Genomic DNA, 12,911 nt, shown 5'->3' with positions numbered 1-12,911 from the left:
CCATCGGCGAGTTCCGATCCTACATCGCTTCCAACCGCGCAAGCCTGATCAACTACGGCGAACGTTACCGGTCCGGGGAGCGGATTTCCTCGGCCTTCGTCGAGGCAACCGTCAATGCCGTCATCAGCAAGCGGTTCGCGAAAAAACAGCAAATGCAGTGGAGCAGGATCGGTGCGCATCTTCTGCTTCAAACCAGGACGCAGACCCTCGACGGCTCCCTGCGCTCGACCTTCCAGCAATGGTATCCCGGGATGGCTAACGACAATCACGAACCAGACGAAACGGCTCTCGCCGCATAACTGCCCCACGAATCCTCATGCTCCCCCTATAGTCTCGAATAGCTAAGAAAGGTCCCAAGGAATGGCCAAACCTGATCGATAGCTGAAGCGCAGGTGCCACATGACTGACGTTCAGGAACGGCTCCTTGAAAGCAAGATCACCGAGCTCGAGCAGACCCGGTCCTGGAGTCCGCGGGTTATCTCCAAATTTGAAACACTGATCCGCAGCGGCGGCGACTTGTCCCTCTATCGCGTCAATCCCCTGGCATTCGCTCGCGACAGCGCCATCGCGGAGGCGGAAAGCATCGATCTGTTTCTTCATGCGACCCGAAGCGGATTGTTCGAGATGAGCTGGGACGTGGTGTGCCCCCAATCCGGCATGGTGCTCGACAGTTTCGGTGCCTTGCGAACGTTGAAGACCCACTATGTCTGCGGCCTTTGCGATGTCAGCGGCGAAACCAACCTCGATGACTTCATCGAGGTCACCTTCACAGTGTCGCCACACCTCCGCCGGCTGCCGTTTCATGATCTCGGCTCGCTCTCGGTCGAGGATTTTCACTGGAAGGCGCGCTTCCTGAGCGACGCGCGGTTACCCGGCCAACACGTCCGCTTCCTCGACGTCCTGCAGGGACTGGTTCGCGGCCTCTCCTTCCTGCCGCAGGGCTCGATCACAACGTTAACGGCCGAGCTCGGTCCCGGCGCCCTGGCGGGGGTCAATGTCCAGACCCAGGCGGGTTTCGCGTTGCCGGTCGCAGGCGAGCCGGTGGCAGTGCCAACGCACCTGCGGATCGGATATGACGGGCAGCGGTTTTACGCTTCGCTGCCGGCGGTGCCGCCCGGCCCTGTTATCATCGACGTGCAGAACTCTGGTGCCGTGCGCGGCTCGTTGCTGCTGATCAATTGGCCACCTGAAATCCTGGCGCAGACAATCAAGCCGGCTCTCGACTTCGATCCTTACGTGTCGGGCGGCATGCTGCTTGCCCGACAGACTTTTCGGCGCCTGTTTCGCTCAGAAAACGTCGACGAGAAGGAAGGTCTGGGTATCCGTCAGGTGACCCTGCTGTTCACGGACCTCAAGGGGTCGACTGCCATGTATGGGCGGCTTGGCAATCTCAATGCCTAAGCGCTGGTTCGCGAGCATTTCGCATTGCTCGGCGCGACAGTGCAGGAGCATTCTGGCGCGATCGTCAAGACGATCGGCGACGCTGTGATGGCCGCTTTCTCGCGCCCGGCGGATGCCGTCTCGGCCGCGCTGCACATCCTCGGGGTAATCGCGCGCTACAATGCCGCCCATGGCGAACCCAGCCTCATTCTGAAGATCGGAGCCCATTGCGGCCCCTCGATCGTCGTGAGCTTGAACGAAAACCTGGATTATTTCGGCCAGACGGTAAATGTTGCCGCGCGCGTACAATCGCTGGCTGACGCAGGGGAAATTTGCATTTCCGAAGCGCTGTTTTCGGCGCCGGGCGTCAGCCATCTCCTCGCCGGCCACAATCTTGTAGCGTTTGAGGCTCCTCTCCGGGGCGTCGAGGGAACTGCTTGCGTGTACCGCGTGATGCCTCGTTAGTTAGAGCTCCGGTGCCATTCCCTTGGGATCTTTGCCCCCTTTACCTCATGATTTCAAATCGAAAAATGTCATATCCGGTTAGTTTTAGCCGATAAATTCGGGACGAGTTTCAGCTGACAATTTCAGTGAAGCGTCAATATTGCCTAAAACAATTACACGATCGAGCAACAATAGCGGCCGACGACATCTGTCTTGTCAATCGCGCTCGTCTCGTCCATTTTCTCACCGAATCTTACTGGGGAGACGTCGGGCGTGCCAACAGGTATCGTGAAGTGGTTCAATGGCGAAAAAGGTTATGGCTTCATCAAACCAGACGACGGATCACCGGATGTATTTGTTCACATCTCTGCCCTTGAACGCGCTGGCCTGCAAGACCTGCAGGACGGACAGAAGATCCAATATGAACTCAGCCAAAGCCGCAAAACCGGCAAATGGACCGCTGACAATCTCGAAATCCTGTAAGTCATAAGAGCCATCCGCGGCGGGCACGGATTGCCAACCACCGCGGACTATTTCCTTCTCAAGGGCCTTCGACGCTTTTAACCTGTTTGCGTGGCGGCTCCTTACCCGTGGTGAACTCAACGGCCGGTTCTCTCGCTGTCCTTGGGTTCTTGGCTCTGCATGGTAATCTGTAAATCTACCGCTTATGTCGCGAACGACGGACTGGCTGCGCCGAAGCCGCAGCGTTAAAGTTGATCACGGCCTAGTTAGTCGAAGCGTCAAGAAGGGCCCCAAAACTGGGCCGCCATTCAAATACATCGATGCTGTCATAAACACCCGAGCGGACGAAGGGATCTCCTGCGCTGAACGCCTCGAACTCGGCGAGTGTTTCGACTTCTGCGATCACTACGGCGGTCGAACCCTTTCCGTCCGCCGGCGGTGCAGAAGGTCCGGAAAGCAAGATTCGGATCGCCGCGCCACGCAGATAAGCCTTGTGTTCCTCGATCAATAGGGAACGCTCGGCAGCTTTGCCGGGATCGGATCTCGCATAGCGGGCAACGATCATTGTCCGTTCTCCACTGGCGTCAGCACGAAATCGAAATCGGAACGCCAGACCGTCGCACGATCGACACGCTTGAAAGGCGCGACCAAGCTGCTTTTCACGCCAAACACCGTATCGGATTCCAGATAGGGATCGTCGCCGACAAAAGTGTGGGTTACGAGCTTCTGATAACCTGAAGCCGTGATCAGGTAATGGGTATGGGCAGGACGGTAGGGATGGCGGCCGAGGGACGTCAACATCTGGCCGACTGGGCCGTCATCCGGGATCGGATAGGAAACCGGCTTTATGCCGACGAAACTATAGGTGCCATCCGCACCGGTGACGAAAATGCCCCGGTTGTTCCACTTCGGCTGGATATCCGGCTGCTGGACGTCGTAGAACCCATCGGAATTATCCGACCATACATCGATCCGGACTCCCTCGATTGGATTGCCGTTAAGATCCAGCACGCGCCCGATGAAGAGACAGCTCTCACCCTTGCCGTCGAGCGAGATGTTTTCACCCATCTGCCGCACGGGCGCACCTTCGACATGGAACGGTCCGAACACGGTATTTTCCGTGGCGCCTGGCGGACGCCGGTTGTTGATTGCATCCACCAGCATCGAGAACCCAAGCGTATCGCTGAGCAGGATGAACTCCTGTCGCTCGTTATGGCAAAGATGGCCGGTTCGGGTCAGGAAGCCGATGGCCAGCTCCCATTCCTCCTGGGTCAGGCAGATATCCTTGGCAAAGGCATGTAGGTGCCTGACAAGCGACGCCATGATTTCGGCCAGACGCGGATTAATGTCCTGTCCCATCCGCGAGTTAACGGCTTGTGTGGATCTCTCTTCGCTGAAATATTCAGGCACTTAGCCATCCTCCTAAGGCGTTAACCCGGCCGCGCGCCCTCCCAGGCGCTCTGCAACAAGGCCCGGATCGCTTCCCGTTCGATGGGGCGCGGGTTCCAGTAAGGGTTCTGGTCGGCGAGTTCCGCCGCACGGTCTAGATCGGCTGCCTTCATACCCAGATCGCGCAACGCCAAGGGGGCGTCGATAGAAGCGGCAAAATCATAAAGACCGCCGCCCAGCGAGCCGCCGAAAAGATCGGCAGCCGGCTTTAACGCATCCGGTGCGGCCTGGGCGTTGTAGGCGGCAGAATGGGGAAGAATGACCGCATGGGTTTCCGCGTGCGGCAGATCGAAGCTACCGCCCAGCGTATGGCAAAGCTTGTGATGCAGGGCCATGCCAACTGCTCCAAGCACCGTGCCGCACAGCCAGGAACCGTAAAGCGCTTCGCTTCGCGATTCGATGTCTCTCGGTGAATTGACAATTTGAGGTAAAGCCTGCTTCAGCGCGCGCAGGCCCCCGACCGCCATCATTGACGAAATGGGATTGCGATCCTGGGCATAGAGACCTTCGACCGCGTGCGCCATTGCATTGAGGCCGCTGCTCACGCTGATGTTGACCGGCAATCCCAATGTCAATTCAGGGTCGTAGATCACCACTTCGGGCAGGATGCCAGGCCCGCGGACTGTCGTCTTCTGCCCATTTTCTGTCTGGCCGAGGATTGGTGTAACCTCCGACCCCGCATAGGTCGTCGCCACCACAATTTGTGGCGCGTCGTTGCGATGGGCGATCGCCTTGCCGAGACCGATCGTAGATCCGCCGCCGATTGCGACCACGCAATCGGCGGCGGCTGCGTTGTATGCCGCCATCGCGCGCTCGGTCACATCGACCGGCGTATGCGTCGTCGCATCGTGGAATAGTCCCGCCGCAAGCGGGCCGAGGGAAGCAGCGATCCGTTCCGCCTCCGCTTTCTGGTGCGGGGTCGAAAGGATCAGGGCGCGCTTGCCGCCCTGCCCTGCAATCGCCTCGGCGAGACGGTTCAACGAGCCGCTCCCGAAGAAGACCTGGACCGCGCTGGAAGTGTATCTGAAAGGTGTAACCATGCTATCGATCGAGGTTGAATAGTGACACCGCGTTGGTGCGACCGATCTTCAGACGATCGGCTTCGGAGATGGTCGTACTGTCGAACCAGTTTGCAGCATGGTCGACGTTCTCGAATGGCCAGTCTGTCGAGAACAGAATTCGGTCCGCGCCGATTTCCAGCATAGCATCGATAAGCGATTGCGTGCGGAAGTTCCCCGAAGTCGTGATGTAGAAATTCTCGTTGAAATAATCGGCAATCGGGCGTTTGGCGGGATAGTTCTTTTCCACCTTGACCCACGCATTCCGGTTGTCGATGCGCCACATCATGTATGGCAGCCCCTCGCCCATGTGACCAACGATGATCCGCAAAGCCGGATGTTCGTCAAACAGGCCGGATCCCATCAAGCGTAGCGCATGAACGGCAGTCTCCTGTGCGAACGCCCATGTCGGACCCATCAGCCAGGAATGGCCAGCATAGATCCGGCTATCCTGCGGCAGCGGGTTGCGCGGATGCAGGTAGAAGGGAACGTTGAGTTTTTCGACTTCGGCCCAGAACGGACGATATTGCGGCAGGTCGTAGTAGAGCGGTGTCGTTCCGTCGCCTTCCTGCGAAAAACCATTGACCAGTGCGCCGACGAAACCCATCGTTGTCACGCAGCGCTGCAATTCCTGCGCAGCCGCCTGCGGATCCTGCAGGGGCAAAGCTGCAAATCCCAGGAAACGGTTCGGGTTCTTGACGCATTGCTCCGCCAGAAAGTCGTTGGCGCGTCGGGAAATCTCCAGGGCCTTTGCCTTATCTGGGATCGCCTGCACGGCCGGAGCATTCAGCGACAGGATCATTTTCTCAATGCCGTGGGCATCCATCAGCCGCAGACGCTTGTCCTGGATATCCAGAAGACGAGCGGACAGTTCCGTCCAGTAATCGCCCGGCACGAATCCAGCCGAATCCTGCAGCGTCTCGGGAATGGCGAAATGTTCTTCAAGCGCGATCTTGCCTTGCACGATATGCTCTCTTTCCTGTCTTAAATCGAAAAAATGGGGATGCGGATCAGAATTGTCCCTTGGGCGGAAGACCGAGCAGCTGCTGACCGACCATTGTGCCCACGGCATCCCAGTTCATGGAAATATGGCGCCCGACTGCATTTGCATCGCGCCATGCCCGCTGGACGGGGTTGGACATCTGGAGGCCGAGGCCGCCTGTCGATGCATTGAGTGCTTCCACGGCCCGAAGGGCCAGGCTGACCGCAAAGGACTGGCTACGACGGGCGAGAATCCGATCTTCTTCGGTGATCTCGCCGGTGCCGTCCTCGCGGGCCTGGGCCAGTTGCTGCGCCCGGGCAATATCGCGCAGAATGATTTCGCGGGCGGCATCAACGGATGCCGAGGCTTCCGCCACGCGAAGCTGGATCGTCGGAAATTCCGCGATCTTGTTGTTGCCACCGGCCACTGCACCACGTGTCACACGGCCTCCCATGTGGTCGATATAGCTCTCCAATGCGCCCTTAGCCGCACCGACGGCTGCGCTGCCGAGGCAGAACGGAACCCCCATGAGCAACGGAATGTTGAAAAGGCCGATACCCTTGTAGCCACGTCCGCCCGGCGTTCTGCCGGAGGTCGCATCCGGAAAGCTCAGCATGCGGTATTCCGGAACGAAGACATCCTTGAGGACCAGGCTTTTTGAGCCGGTGCCCGCGAGACCGACCACGTCCCAGGTCTCGGCAATGGCATAATCGCTGGCGGGAACCAGAAGGAACGCCGGCACAGGACGCGCCCCCTCGCCGTTTGGCGGAATGATCGCAGCACAGAGCGCCCACTGGACATTTTCGCATCCGCTCGCAAAGGCCCAATCGCCGGATAACCGGAAGCCACCGTCGACGCGTTCCGCCATGCGGACCGGCGCATAGGAACCGCAGAGCAGCGCATCCGGATTGCTGCCCCACACTTCCTGCTGAACTCTTTCATCGAACATGGCGAGGAGCCATTGATGCGCGGAAAGGAGGCCGGCAACCCAGCCGGTGGAGGCACACGCCGACGACAGTTGGATATTGGCATCGACCAGCTCGACAAACGATCCTTCGTCGCCACCGAAACGGGCAGGCTTGACGATATCGAAATAGCCAGCGGAGCGCAGCAGATCGATATTGCGGGCCGGCACGCGGCCGGATTTTTCCGTATCGCGCGCACCGGCACGGATCTCGTCTAGCGCCGGAGCGATACGATCTGCAAGACATGCGTTCTCAACCCGCGCCGAGGCGGGAAACAGGGCAGCTGTATTGTTCATGGAACTACCTTCAGTTCTTGGATGCAGGAAGCGCGTGCTGTGGCGCGCAATATTTCGAGTTCTCGTACATCAGCGCGGTCGTGTCGGCGGAATGGCGTGTATCCACCACCTGCCCGATGAAGATCGTGTGCGTTCCATAGGGAACTGCGCCCATACGGCGGCAGACAACCGAGGCATGAGCGGAGCCCAGCACCATCATGCCGCGCTCGTGGCGAACCCAATCGGCAGCATCAAACCGACGCTCAGGCGCAATCTTGCCGCTGAAGCCTTCCGACACGGCTGCCTGCCTGTCGGTCAGAACGCTGACGGCGAATTCCGGCACCTCAAGCAGCATGTCGTGCAGGTAGGTGCGATTGTTCAGGCAGATGATGAGAGATGGCGGATCCATCGAAAGCGATGTGACGGCAGTTGCCGTCATTCCGTGATCCGCACCGTTGCGACAAGCTGAAATGACCGTCACCGTCGCCGGGAAACGGCGCATAGTCGATCGAAACGCATCGCTGATCGGTGCGGGGGCCGGCGCTATGCCGAGGGCAGCAGTGGCAGACATGACTTCCTCCCGTGTCTCCTTGGCGTCCAAATTATTGCATTTGCAACTATTGTCAATGCAAATTTAAAAATCAGGCGGGAAATGCTTGATCAACCCAGCCGTTCTCGGCGGCTGAAAGCCAATCATGTTGTCATCCCGGTGATTTAGGTGCATGTCGGAGAGAGCCCTCAGCAAGCCGAATCCCGCCAGCAGACAGAGACATGTACAAACTTACCGATTCCGTACCCTATCTTCTCAATCGCGCCGGCGTGCGGATAGCCGAGGTATTTGCGCAGAGAATCGCCGAAAACAATCTCAGCGTGGCGATGTACCGTGTCCTGGCCATGCTCAAGGAGCGCCGGGAGAGCACCTTGGGGGACCTCGCCGACGTCGTCTCTGTCGAGATTTCGACGCTTTCGCGGCTCGTCGGCACACTGGCCAAGCGCAAACTGGTGTCGCGAACACGTCCGGAAGATAATGGCCGTATCGTCATCGTAAGGCTGACCCCGCAGGGCGAGGCGCTGACGGAAAGGCTTATGCCGCTTGCCGTGGAGCTTGAACGCACCGCGGTTCAGGACATGTCGGACGAAGAGATCGCAGTCCTGAAGAAAGCGCTGCGCCGCATGCACAGCAACCTGCCGGCAATATCCGGAAAGGGAAAAGTTACGAGCTGAAAAGTTTGCAGTTGCAAATATTTTATTCGCAAGTATTTAATAGCGTGTCATCGTTGTCTTGACATCGCCCGCTCACGGGTGAGTCTGGCGCTGGGAGGAACCACGCCGGCAACGATCCAGGAGGATTTGTACAAGGATCGACGACGACCTGCCGCTGGCAGGAGCGTACTTCCTGTACTCAAATGTATGGGGAGGGAAAATTGGCCATACAAGATCTCGCTATTATCAAGGAACACGTTCGCAGCCCGAATATCATCATCGCCCTTTGCGGTCTGCTGATCCTATTCGACGGCTATGACCTGATCGTTTACGGCGCGGTCGCGCCAGCGTTACTCGGTGAAGCCAGCTGGAGCCTGACACCGGGCTTGGTCGGACGCGCTGCCTCCATCACCCTCTTCGGTATGCTGCTGGGCGCTCTCGTCGCCGGAACACTCGCTGACAGGATAGGTCGTCGAAAGGTCATCATCGGCAGTCTACTGAGCTTCTCCGTCATGATGATCGGTAGCGGTCTTGCGCCGAGCTTTCTCATTTTCGAGGGAACACGCTTTCTTGCCGGTCTTGGCCTTGGAGCTCTTTTCCCCACGGTAACCGCTTTAATCATCGAGTTTTCTCCGCCGAAGCGGAAGGCAATAGCTTATTCGATTGCTCTTCTGGGTTATCTGGCCGGCGGCATCGTCTCGGGGATCCTCGGAATGCTGCTGGTGCAGAAATACGGATGGCGCCCACTGATGATTATCGGCGGCGCACCGATCCTGCTTCTGCCCTTCTTCATCCGCCTCATACCCGAATCCCCCGAATGGCTGGTAACGAAGAACCGCCAGACCGAAGCCTATCAGATCGCAAACCAGTACGGGCTGCCCGATCCCGTAGCCAGGCCTGCTGCGCGCCGTCAGGTCGGCATCCGGTCGCTGTTTTCCGAAGGTCGCCTACTGCCGACGCTGAACGCATGGGGCATCCATTTCTGTTCGCTTCTGCTCACATTCGGCATGGTCAACTGGCTTCCGACCATCATGAACAAGATGGGCTATGAGCTAGGTTCTGCTCTCCTCTTCTCCGTAACGCTCAATGTCGGAGCCGCAGTCGGCCTCCTGATCGGAGCAAGGATTGCTGACCGTGGAAATGTCAAAATAGTCGTGGCAGGTATGTTTCTTCTCGGAGCCTGCTCGATCTGGTTGCTGACGCAGGTGGATCAGGGGCCCCAGGTCTATGGTCTCGTAGCACTTGCAGGTACGGGAACGATCGGCACGCAGATCCTCGCCAACGTTCTCGTTGGAAACGTCTATCCGGTCGAAATCCGAGGAACAGGTCTTGGCTTCTCGCTCGGAATCGGCCGTATTGGAGGCATGATAGGACCGGCCATCGGCGGTTCGGTTTTGGGTGCAGGCCTGGCTCCGCAATGGAACTTCTACATCTTCGCATCGGTCGGGGCAGTTGGCTGCGTTCTCGCACTGATGACATTGCTCCACCGCAGAAAGATCGACTAACGAGCTATTTCGTCGGCAGGTCTCGCATTCGGCCTCGCCGACGCTTGACTCGCTATCTTGGAACCCATCAGTTTCCTATTCCCTTTCGATATTACCGGCGGTGGATGACTAGGTTCGAACCTCTAGGTCCTGTTGACAAAGTCTGCGATGAGCAGGCTTGATCGCCCTGTTGTGATGCCTGAGACAACGAGGATAACGGATGACAGTGGGCGATTGCTGCATTTTCGCAATCGAAAGCAAGATTACCGATGCGGTGGAAAGCCTTTCCCAATTGGCATTGAGTTCTTTTGTCATCCACGTTAGTGGACGAGCGTTCGGAGTCAGAGAGCCTGGCGCATCCATGCTTGGATGCTCTTTCAATGAAGTGGAACATAGGTTGCAGCGGCGGGGAACGCATCTGCTTCCAACGCTGACTGATGTTGCTGCCGCCGACGTGGCTGCAGCCTACCTCGATGCGATCTATCGTGATAATCCGCGAACGGATTACTTCGGGCTTTCGCAGCATCGGTTCACCGATGCTTTACAATCGAGCGGGTCGATCTGGGCTCCGGATGGGGACGAGGCTTTTGATGCCGGAAGCCACATCTTGCAGTTCGACGTCGGAAGCCGCGTGCGCATTGTTGCCTTCTTGAATACAGAATCGCCTGACGATTTATCTGGCACGATTAGCGAAGAATGGATGGACGCCGATCTCTTCTACGCCATCGTTTCTGGTTGGAAGACGCTATTCGCTATAGAGCGAGCAAGTAGGATGAAAGCCAAGACCCGCTCGCTCGCCGCTGCGTTTATCATCAAATTACGCCGACAAGCCGTATTCGAAGAAGCCCAGCTTCTCCAACTCGCCGATTGTTTGACGGCCGGCAGACACGCATCGACGCGCTGGATGGAACTTTGGGCAACCTCGGCAAGGCCATTGCGAGGCGAAATCACGCAGCTGAATAAGTTCCCGCCGCGCGACAACCTTGAGCAATGACGTCCCTACGCCAATGTTGGACGCAGTTTGATCGGATTGGCTCCAACCCTGGAACTATAGGTGGCGGCGCGGGTTTGATCGAAAGACCAACAACCCGATAGGGTGGAAGCCATGACGACGATCAAAGCCAAAACATCTCTTTCGCCCGCCGAAGCGCGGCAGGGCGGACGCGGAATGCGTGTTTTCGTGGTGCTGATTGCTGCTCTTGTTCTGGCAGCGATCGGTTGGGTGGGGGTCGAAATGTGGGGTCAGCATATCAACCCTGACAAATCCCAAACGGACGCTCCGGCGCCGGGCGCCGCAACGGGCTCGACCGCACAACCAAGCAAAATCGACAACAGCGCTCCGGCCGGCCAGCCGACACAATCGGCACCGACGGACAAGAGCGAGAACAACCAGCAAGGGATCAAAAGCACGCCCGCGCAGCCGAGCCGCGACGGCGTTCAGAATTAGGGTGGATATGGGGCGGGCACTGTAAACTATGCGTGACAGCCACTCTCAAAACCGTATGCGCTCCTTGCCACAATTCTAAAGCAAGGCCGGCCAGACTATTCACGACCATTAGTCGAAAATTAGCAAAACATTATTGTTTATATTTGATGCTACACATACGTGTATTTTTCAGAATCGGCGCAAGGCGAGACGATGCAACCCCTCGATGACATCCTGGAGAACCTGCAGCAGGGCGTCGTCCTCCTCGACGCCAATCTCGTCGTCTCGTTTTTCAACACGCGCGCGCTGGAGATCCTGGAGCGGCACGAGCGTGCCATCTACAAGGGAATGCGAGCAGACGCCTTGCTTGGCGGCATCGACGGCAATCCGGCACGTTCCGCAACAGGCAATGGGCCTGTCGGATGGTTGACGCAGCTGTTGTCGGCAGAAGGTCGCCCGTCTCAGCTCACGCTTTCCGATGGCCGGACCGTCTCGCTCGCTTGCGTTCAATCAAAGAGCGGAGGCTGGGTCCTGACCTGTGACGACGTCTCGCGACTTGCCCGCATTGAAGGCAATCTGGCCGAGCAAAATCGCCGCTTCGATGCGGCGCTGAATAACATGCCACACGGCCTGTGCATGTTTGACGCGGCAAAAAAGCTGATCCTATGCAACGCTTCCTATGCCCGAATGTACGACTTGCCGGCGAGGCTGACACAGCCAGGGACTCCGCTCGACGACATTCTGGAGTATCGCGGTGCGGCGGGAAATGGACCCGTCAACAAGGCGACATATTTTGACGTCGTGATCGAGGCAGTTGCAACCGGTTCAGCTGCTAGTCAAAACATTTCCTTAACAGATGGGCGCGTCATCAAAATCTCCCATAATCCCATGGGAGAGGGAGGGTATGTCGCGACCCACGAGAACGTCACCAAAACCGTTCGGATCTCGGAGGAACTGCTTCAGCATCGCGACACGCTCGAAGTAACCGTCAAATTGCGAACCGAAGAAATCGAGCGGCAGGCGCAGGAACTGGAGCGCTTGCTGGATCAGGAGAGGAACATCAATGAACTGCAGCGGCAGTTTGTGACGATGGCGTCCCACGAATTCCGCACCCCGCTGACAATCATCGACGCCGCGGCCCGGCGGCTGCTGCGTCGCAAAGGCAATATGGAGCCCGAATTTCTGGAGGAAAAGATCGATCAGATCCGAACCTCGGTTTCGCGAATAATCGACCTCATGGACAGCATTCTGTCAGCCGGACGCTTGGACAACGGTATTGTCGATATCCGCTACGAAGCTTGCCCACTAAGGGACCTGATCAATGGGTGTTGTGAGCGACAATCGATGATAGCAAAGACGCATCGGTTTCTACTGGATCTCGATCGCTTGCCTGATTTCATCGACGCCGACCGTCAGACACTTGAGCAGGTCTTCACCAACCTGCTGTCGAACGCGGTCAAGTATGCGCCGTCGGCACCAGACATTCACGTCTCGGGCTGGGAAGAGTTCGGAAACGTCAGGATAGCGATCAGGGACAATGGCATCGGCATCGATAGCGAGGACCTGCCACGGATGTTCCAACGCTATTTCAGGGCCCGGACGTCCACCGGAATTGCCGGCACTGGAATTGGCCTCAATCTGGTCAAGCAGATTGTCGAATTGCATCACGGATCCATTGAGGTGGCAAGTGAAAGGGGACTTGGCTCGACATTCACGGTGACCCTCCCCATGAAACCGGGAACCGGGACGGCCCCGTTGCCGGCCTGAACCCACGCTGCCTAAA

At 57.9% G+C, this 12,911-nt stretch carries 12 protein-coding genes and 2 pseudogenes; 8 read left to right on the top strand and 6 right to left on the bottom strand.

Translation table 11 applies throughout. From position 1 onward, the window contains the following. The 3 genes and pseudogenes from AB4Z52_RS32135 to AB4Z52_RS32125 form a co-directional block, all read left to right on the top strand. Nucleotides 1-299, top strand: a pseudogene (locus AB4Z52_RS32135) (ISKra4 family transposase); the annotation flags it as partial. A 100-nt stretch (nt 300-399) separates the two neighbouring features. Further along, nucleotides 400-1,845: pseudogene (locus tag AB4Z52_RS32130) on the top strand (DUF5939 domain-containing protein). 252 nt (nt 1,846-2,097) lie between these two features. Then, nucleotides 2,098-2,307, top strand: a complete 210-nt coding sequence (locus AB4Z52_RS32125; RefSeq protein ID WP_442221915.1) for a cold-shock protein — start codon at nt 2,098-2,100, stop codon at nt 2,305-2,307. A 241-nt stretch (nt 2,308-2,548) separates the two neighbouring features. Here AB4Z52_RS32125 and AB4Z52_RS32120 read toward each other — a convergent pair whose 3' ends face one another. Genes AB4Z52_RS32120 through AB4Z52_RS32095 form a run of 6 tightly spaced genes read right to left on the bottom strand, consistent with a single transcriptional unit; the run spans nt 2,549 to nt 7,586 of the window. Next, complete coding sequence (locus AB4Z52_RS32120; protein WP_442221910.1) at nt 2,549-2,851, bottom strand: YciI family protein; 303 nt, start codon at nt 2,849-2,851, stop codon at nt 2,549-2,551. Next, nucleotides 2,848-3,696, bottom strand: a complete 849-nt coding sequence (locus AB4Z52_RS32115) for an intradiol ring-cleavage dioxygenase (protein ID WP_442221909.1) — start codon at nt 3,694-3,696, stop codon at nt 2,848-2,850. The genes AB4Z52_RS32120 and AB4Z52_RS32115 overlap by 4 nt, the downstream gene beginning before the upstream one ends. Nucleotides 3,697-3,716: 20 nt before the next feature. After that, complete coding sequence (locus AB4Z52_RS32110; RefSeq protein ID WP_442221908.1) at nt 3,717-4,775, bottom strand: maleylacetate reductase; 1,059 nt, start codon at nt 4,773-4,775, stop codon at nt 3,717-3,719. 1 nt (nt 4,776) lies between these two features. After that, nucleotides 4,777-5,757, bottom strand: a complete 981-nt coding sequence (gene tsdA / locus AB4Z52_RS32105) for a gamma-resorcylate decarboxylase (protein ID WP_442221907.1) — start codon at nt 5,755-5,757, stop codon at nt 4,777-4,779. A gap of 46 nt (nt 5,758-5,803) precedes the next feature. Next, on the bottom strand, nt 5,804-7,036 hold the full coding sequence (locus AB4Z52_RS32100) for a flavin-dependent monooxygenase (RefSeq protein ID WP_442221906.1): 1,233 nt from the start codon (nt 7,034-7,036) through the stop codon (nt 5,804-5,806). Nucleotides 7,037-7,046: 10 nt separating this feature from the next. Then, complete coding sequence (locus AB4Z52_RS32095) at nt 7,047-7,586, bottom strand: flavin reductase family protein (RefSeq protein WP_442221905.1); 540 nt, start codon at nt 7,584-7,586, stop codon at nt 7,047-7,049. Between the two features lie 200 nt (nt 7,587-7,786). On the opposite strand from AB4Z52_RS32095, the gene AB4Z52_RS32090 reads away from it, so the two are divergent. The 5 genes from AB4Z52_RS32090 (at nt 7,787) to AB4Z52_RS32070 (ending at nt 12,895) form a co-directional block, all read left to right on the top strand. Then, nucleotides 7,787-8,239, top strand: coding sequence for a MarR family winged helix-turn-helix transcriptional regulator (locus AB4Z52_RS32090; protein WP_442221904.1), 453 nt, complete (start codon nt 7,787-7,789; stop codon nt 8,237-8,239). 182 nt (nt 8,240-8,421) lie between these two features. Continuing rightward, the gene (locus tag AB4Z52_RS32085) at nt 8,422-9,723 is read left to right on the top strand and encodes an MFS transporter (protein WP_442221903.1); all 1,302 of its coding nucleotides are present in this window, start codon (nt 8,422-8,424) and stop codon (nt 9,721-9,723) included. Nucleotides 9,724-9,922: 199 nt separating this feature from the next. After that, nucleotides 9,923-10,696 carry an Imm42 family immunity protein gene (locus tag AB4Z52_RS32080; protein WP_442221902.1) on the top strand — a complete coding sequence of 258 codons (774 nt, stop codon included), beginning with the start codon at nt 9,923-9,925 and terminating at the stop codon, nt 10,694-10,696. A 111-nt stretch (nt 10,697-10,807) separates the two neighbouring features. Continuing rightward, nucleotides 10,808-11,149 carry a hypothetical protein gene (locus AB4Z52_RS32075; RefSeq protein WP_442221914.1) on the top strand — a complete coding sequence of 114 codons (342 nt, stop codon included), beginning with the start codon at nt 10,808-10,810 and terminating at the stop codon, nt 11,147-11,149. A gap of 192 nt (nt 11,150-11,341) precedes the next feature. Beyond that, nucleotides 11,342-12,895: a PAS-domain containing protein gene (locus AB4Z52_RS32070; RefSeq protein WP_442221901.1), complete on the top strand. Its 1,554-nt coding sequence runs from the start codon at nt 11,342-11,344 to the stop codon at nt 12,893-12,895. Nucleotides 12,896-12,911: the final 16 nt, after the last annotated feature.

This window comes from Rhizobium sp. 2YAF20, assembly GCF_052114685.1.
In the GTDB taxonomy this organism is placed as follows: Bacteria; Pseudomonadota; Alphaproteobacteria; order Rhizobiales; family Rhizobiaceae; genus Rhizobium.
Note: the sequence above shows the minus strand (reverse complement) of the source record. Positions and strands in the feature narration are given on the sequence as shown.

Bases quoted from the DNA above. Each gene is read 5' to 3' on its own strand.
- AB4Z52_RS32120 (WP_442221910.1), bottom strand. From the start codon at position 2,851: ATGATCGTTGCCCGCTATGCGAGATCCGATCCCGGCAAAGCTGCCGAG.
- AB4Z52_RS32110 (WP_442221908.1), bottom strand. From the start codon at position 4,775: ATGGTTACACCTTTCAGATACACTTCCAGCGCGGTCCAGGTCTTCTTC.
- AB4Z52_RS32100 (WP_442221906.1), bottom strand. From the start codon at position 7,036: ATGAACAATACAGCTGCCCTGTTTCCCGCCTCGGCGCGGGTTGAGAAC.
- AB4Z52_RS32095 (WP_442221905.1), bottom strand. From the start codon at position 7,586: ATGTCTGCCACTGCTGCCCTCGGCATAGCGCCGGCCCCCGCACCGATC.
- AB4Z52_RS32090 (WP_442221904.1), top strand. From the start codon at position 7,787: ATGTACAAACTTACCGATTCCGTACCCTATCTTCTCAATCGCGCCGGC.
- AB4Z52_RS32085 (WP_442221903.1), top strand. From the start codon at position 8,422: ATGTATGGGGAGGGAAAATTGGCCATACAAGATCTCGCTATTATCAAG.
- AB4Z52_RS32080 (WP_442221902.1), top strand. From the start codon at position 9,923: ATGACAGTGGGCGATTGCTGCATTTTCGCAATCGAAAGCAAGATTACC.
- AB4Z52_RS32075 (WP_442221914.1), top strand. From the start codon at position 10,808: ATGACGACGATCAAAGCCAAAACATCTCTTTCGCCCGCCGAAGCGCGG.
- AB4Z52_RS32070 (WP_442221901.1), top strand. From the start codon at position 11,342: ATGCAACCCCTCGATGACATCCTGGAGAACCTGCAGCAGGGCGTCGTC.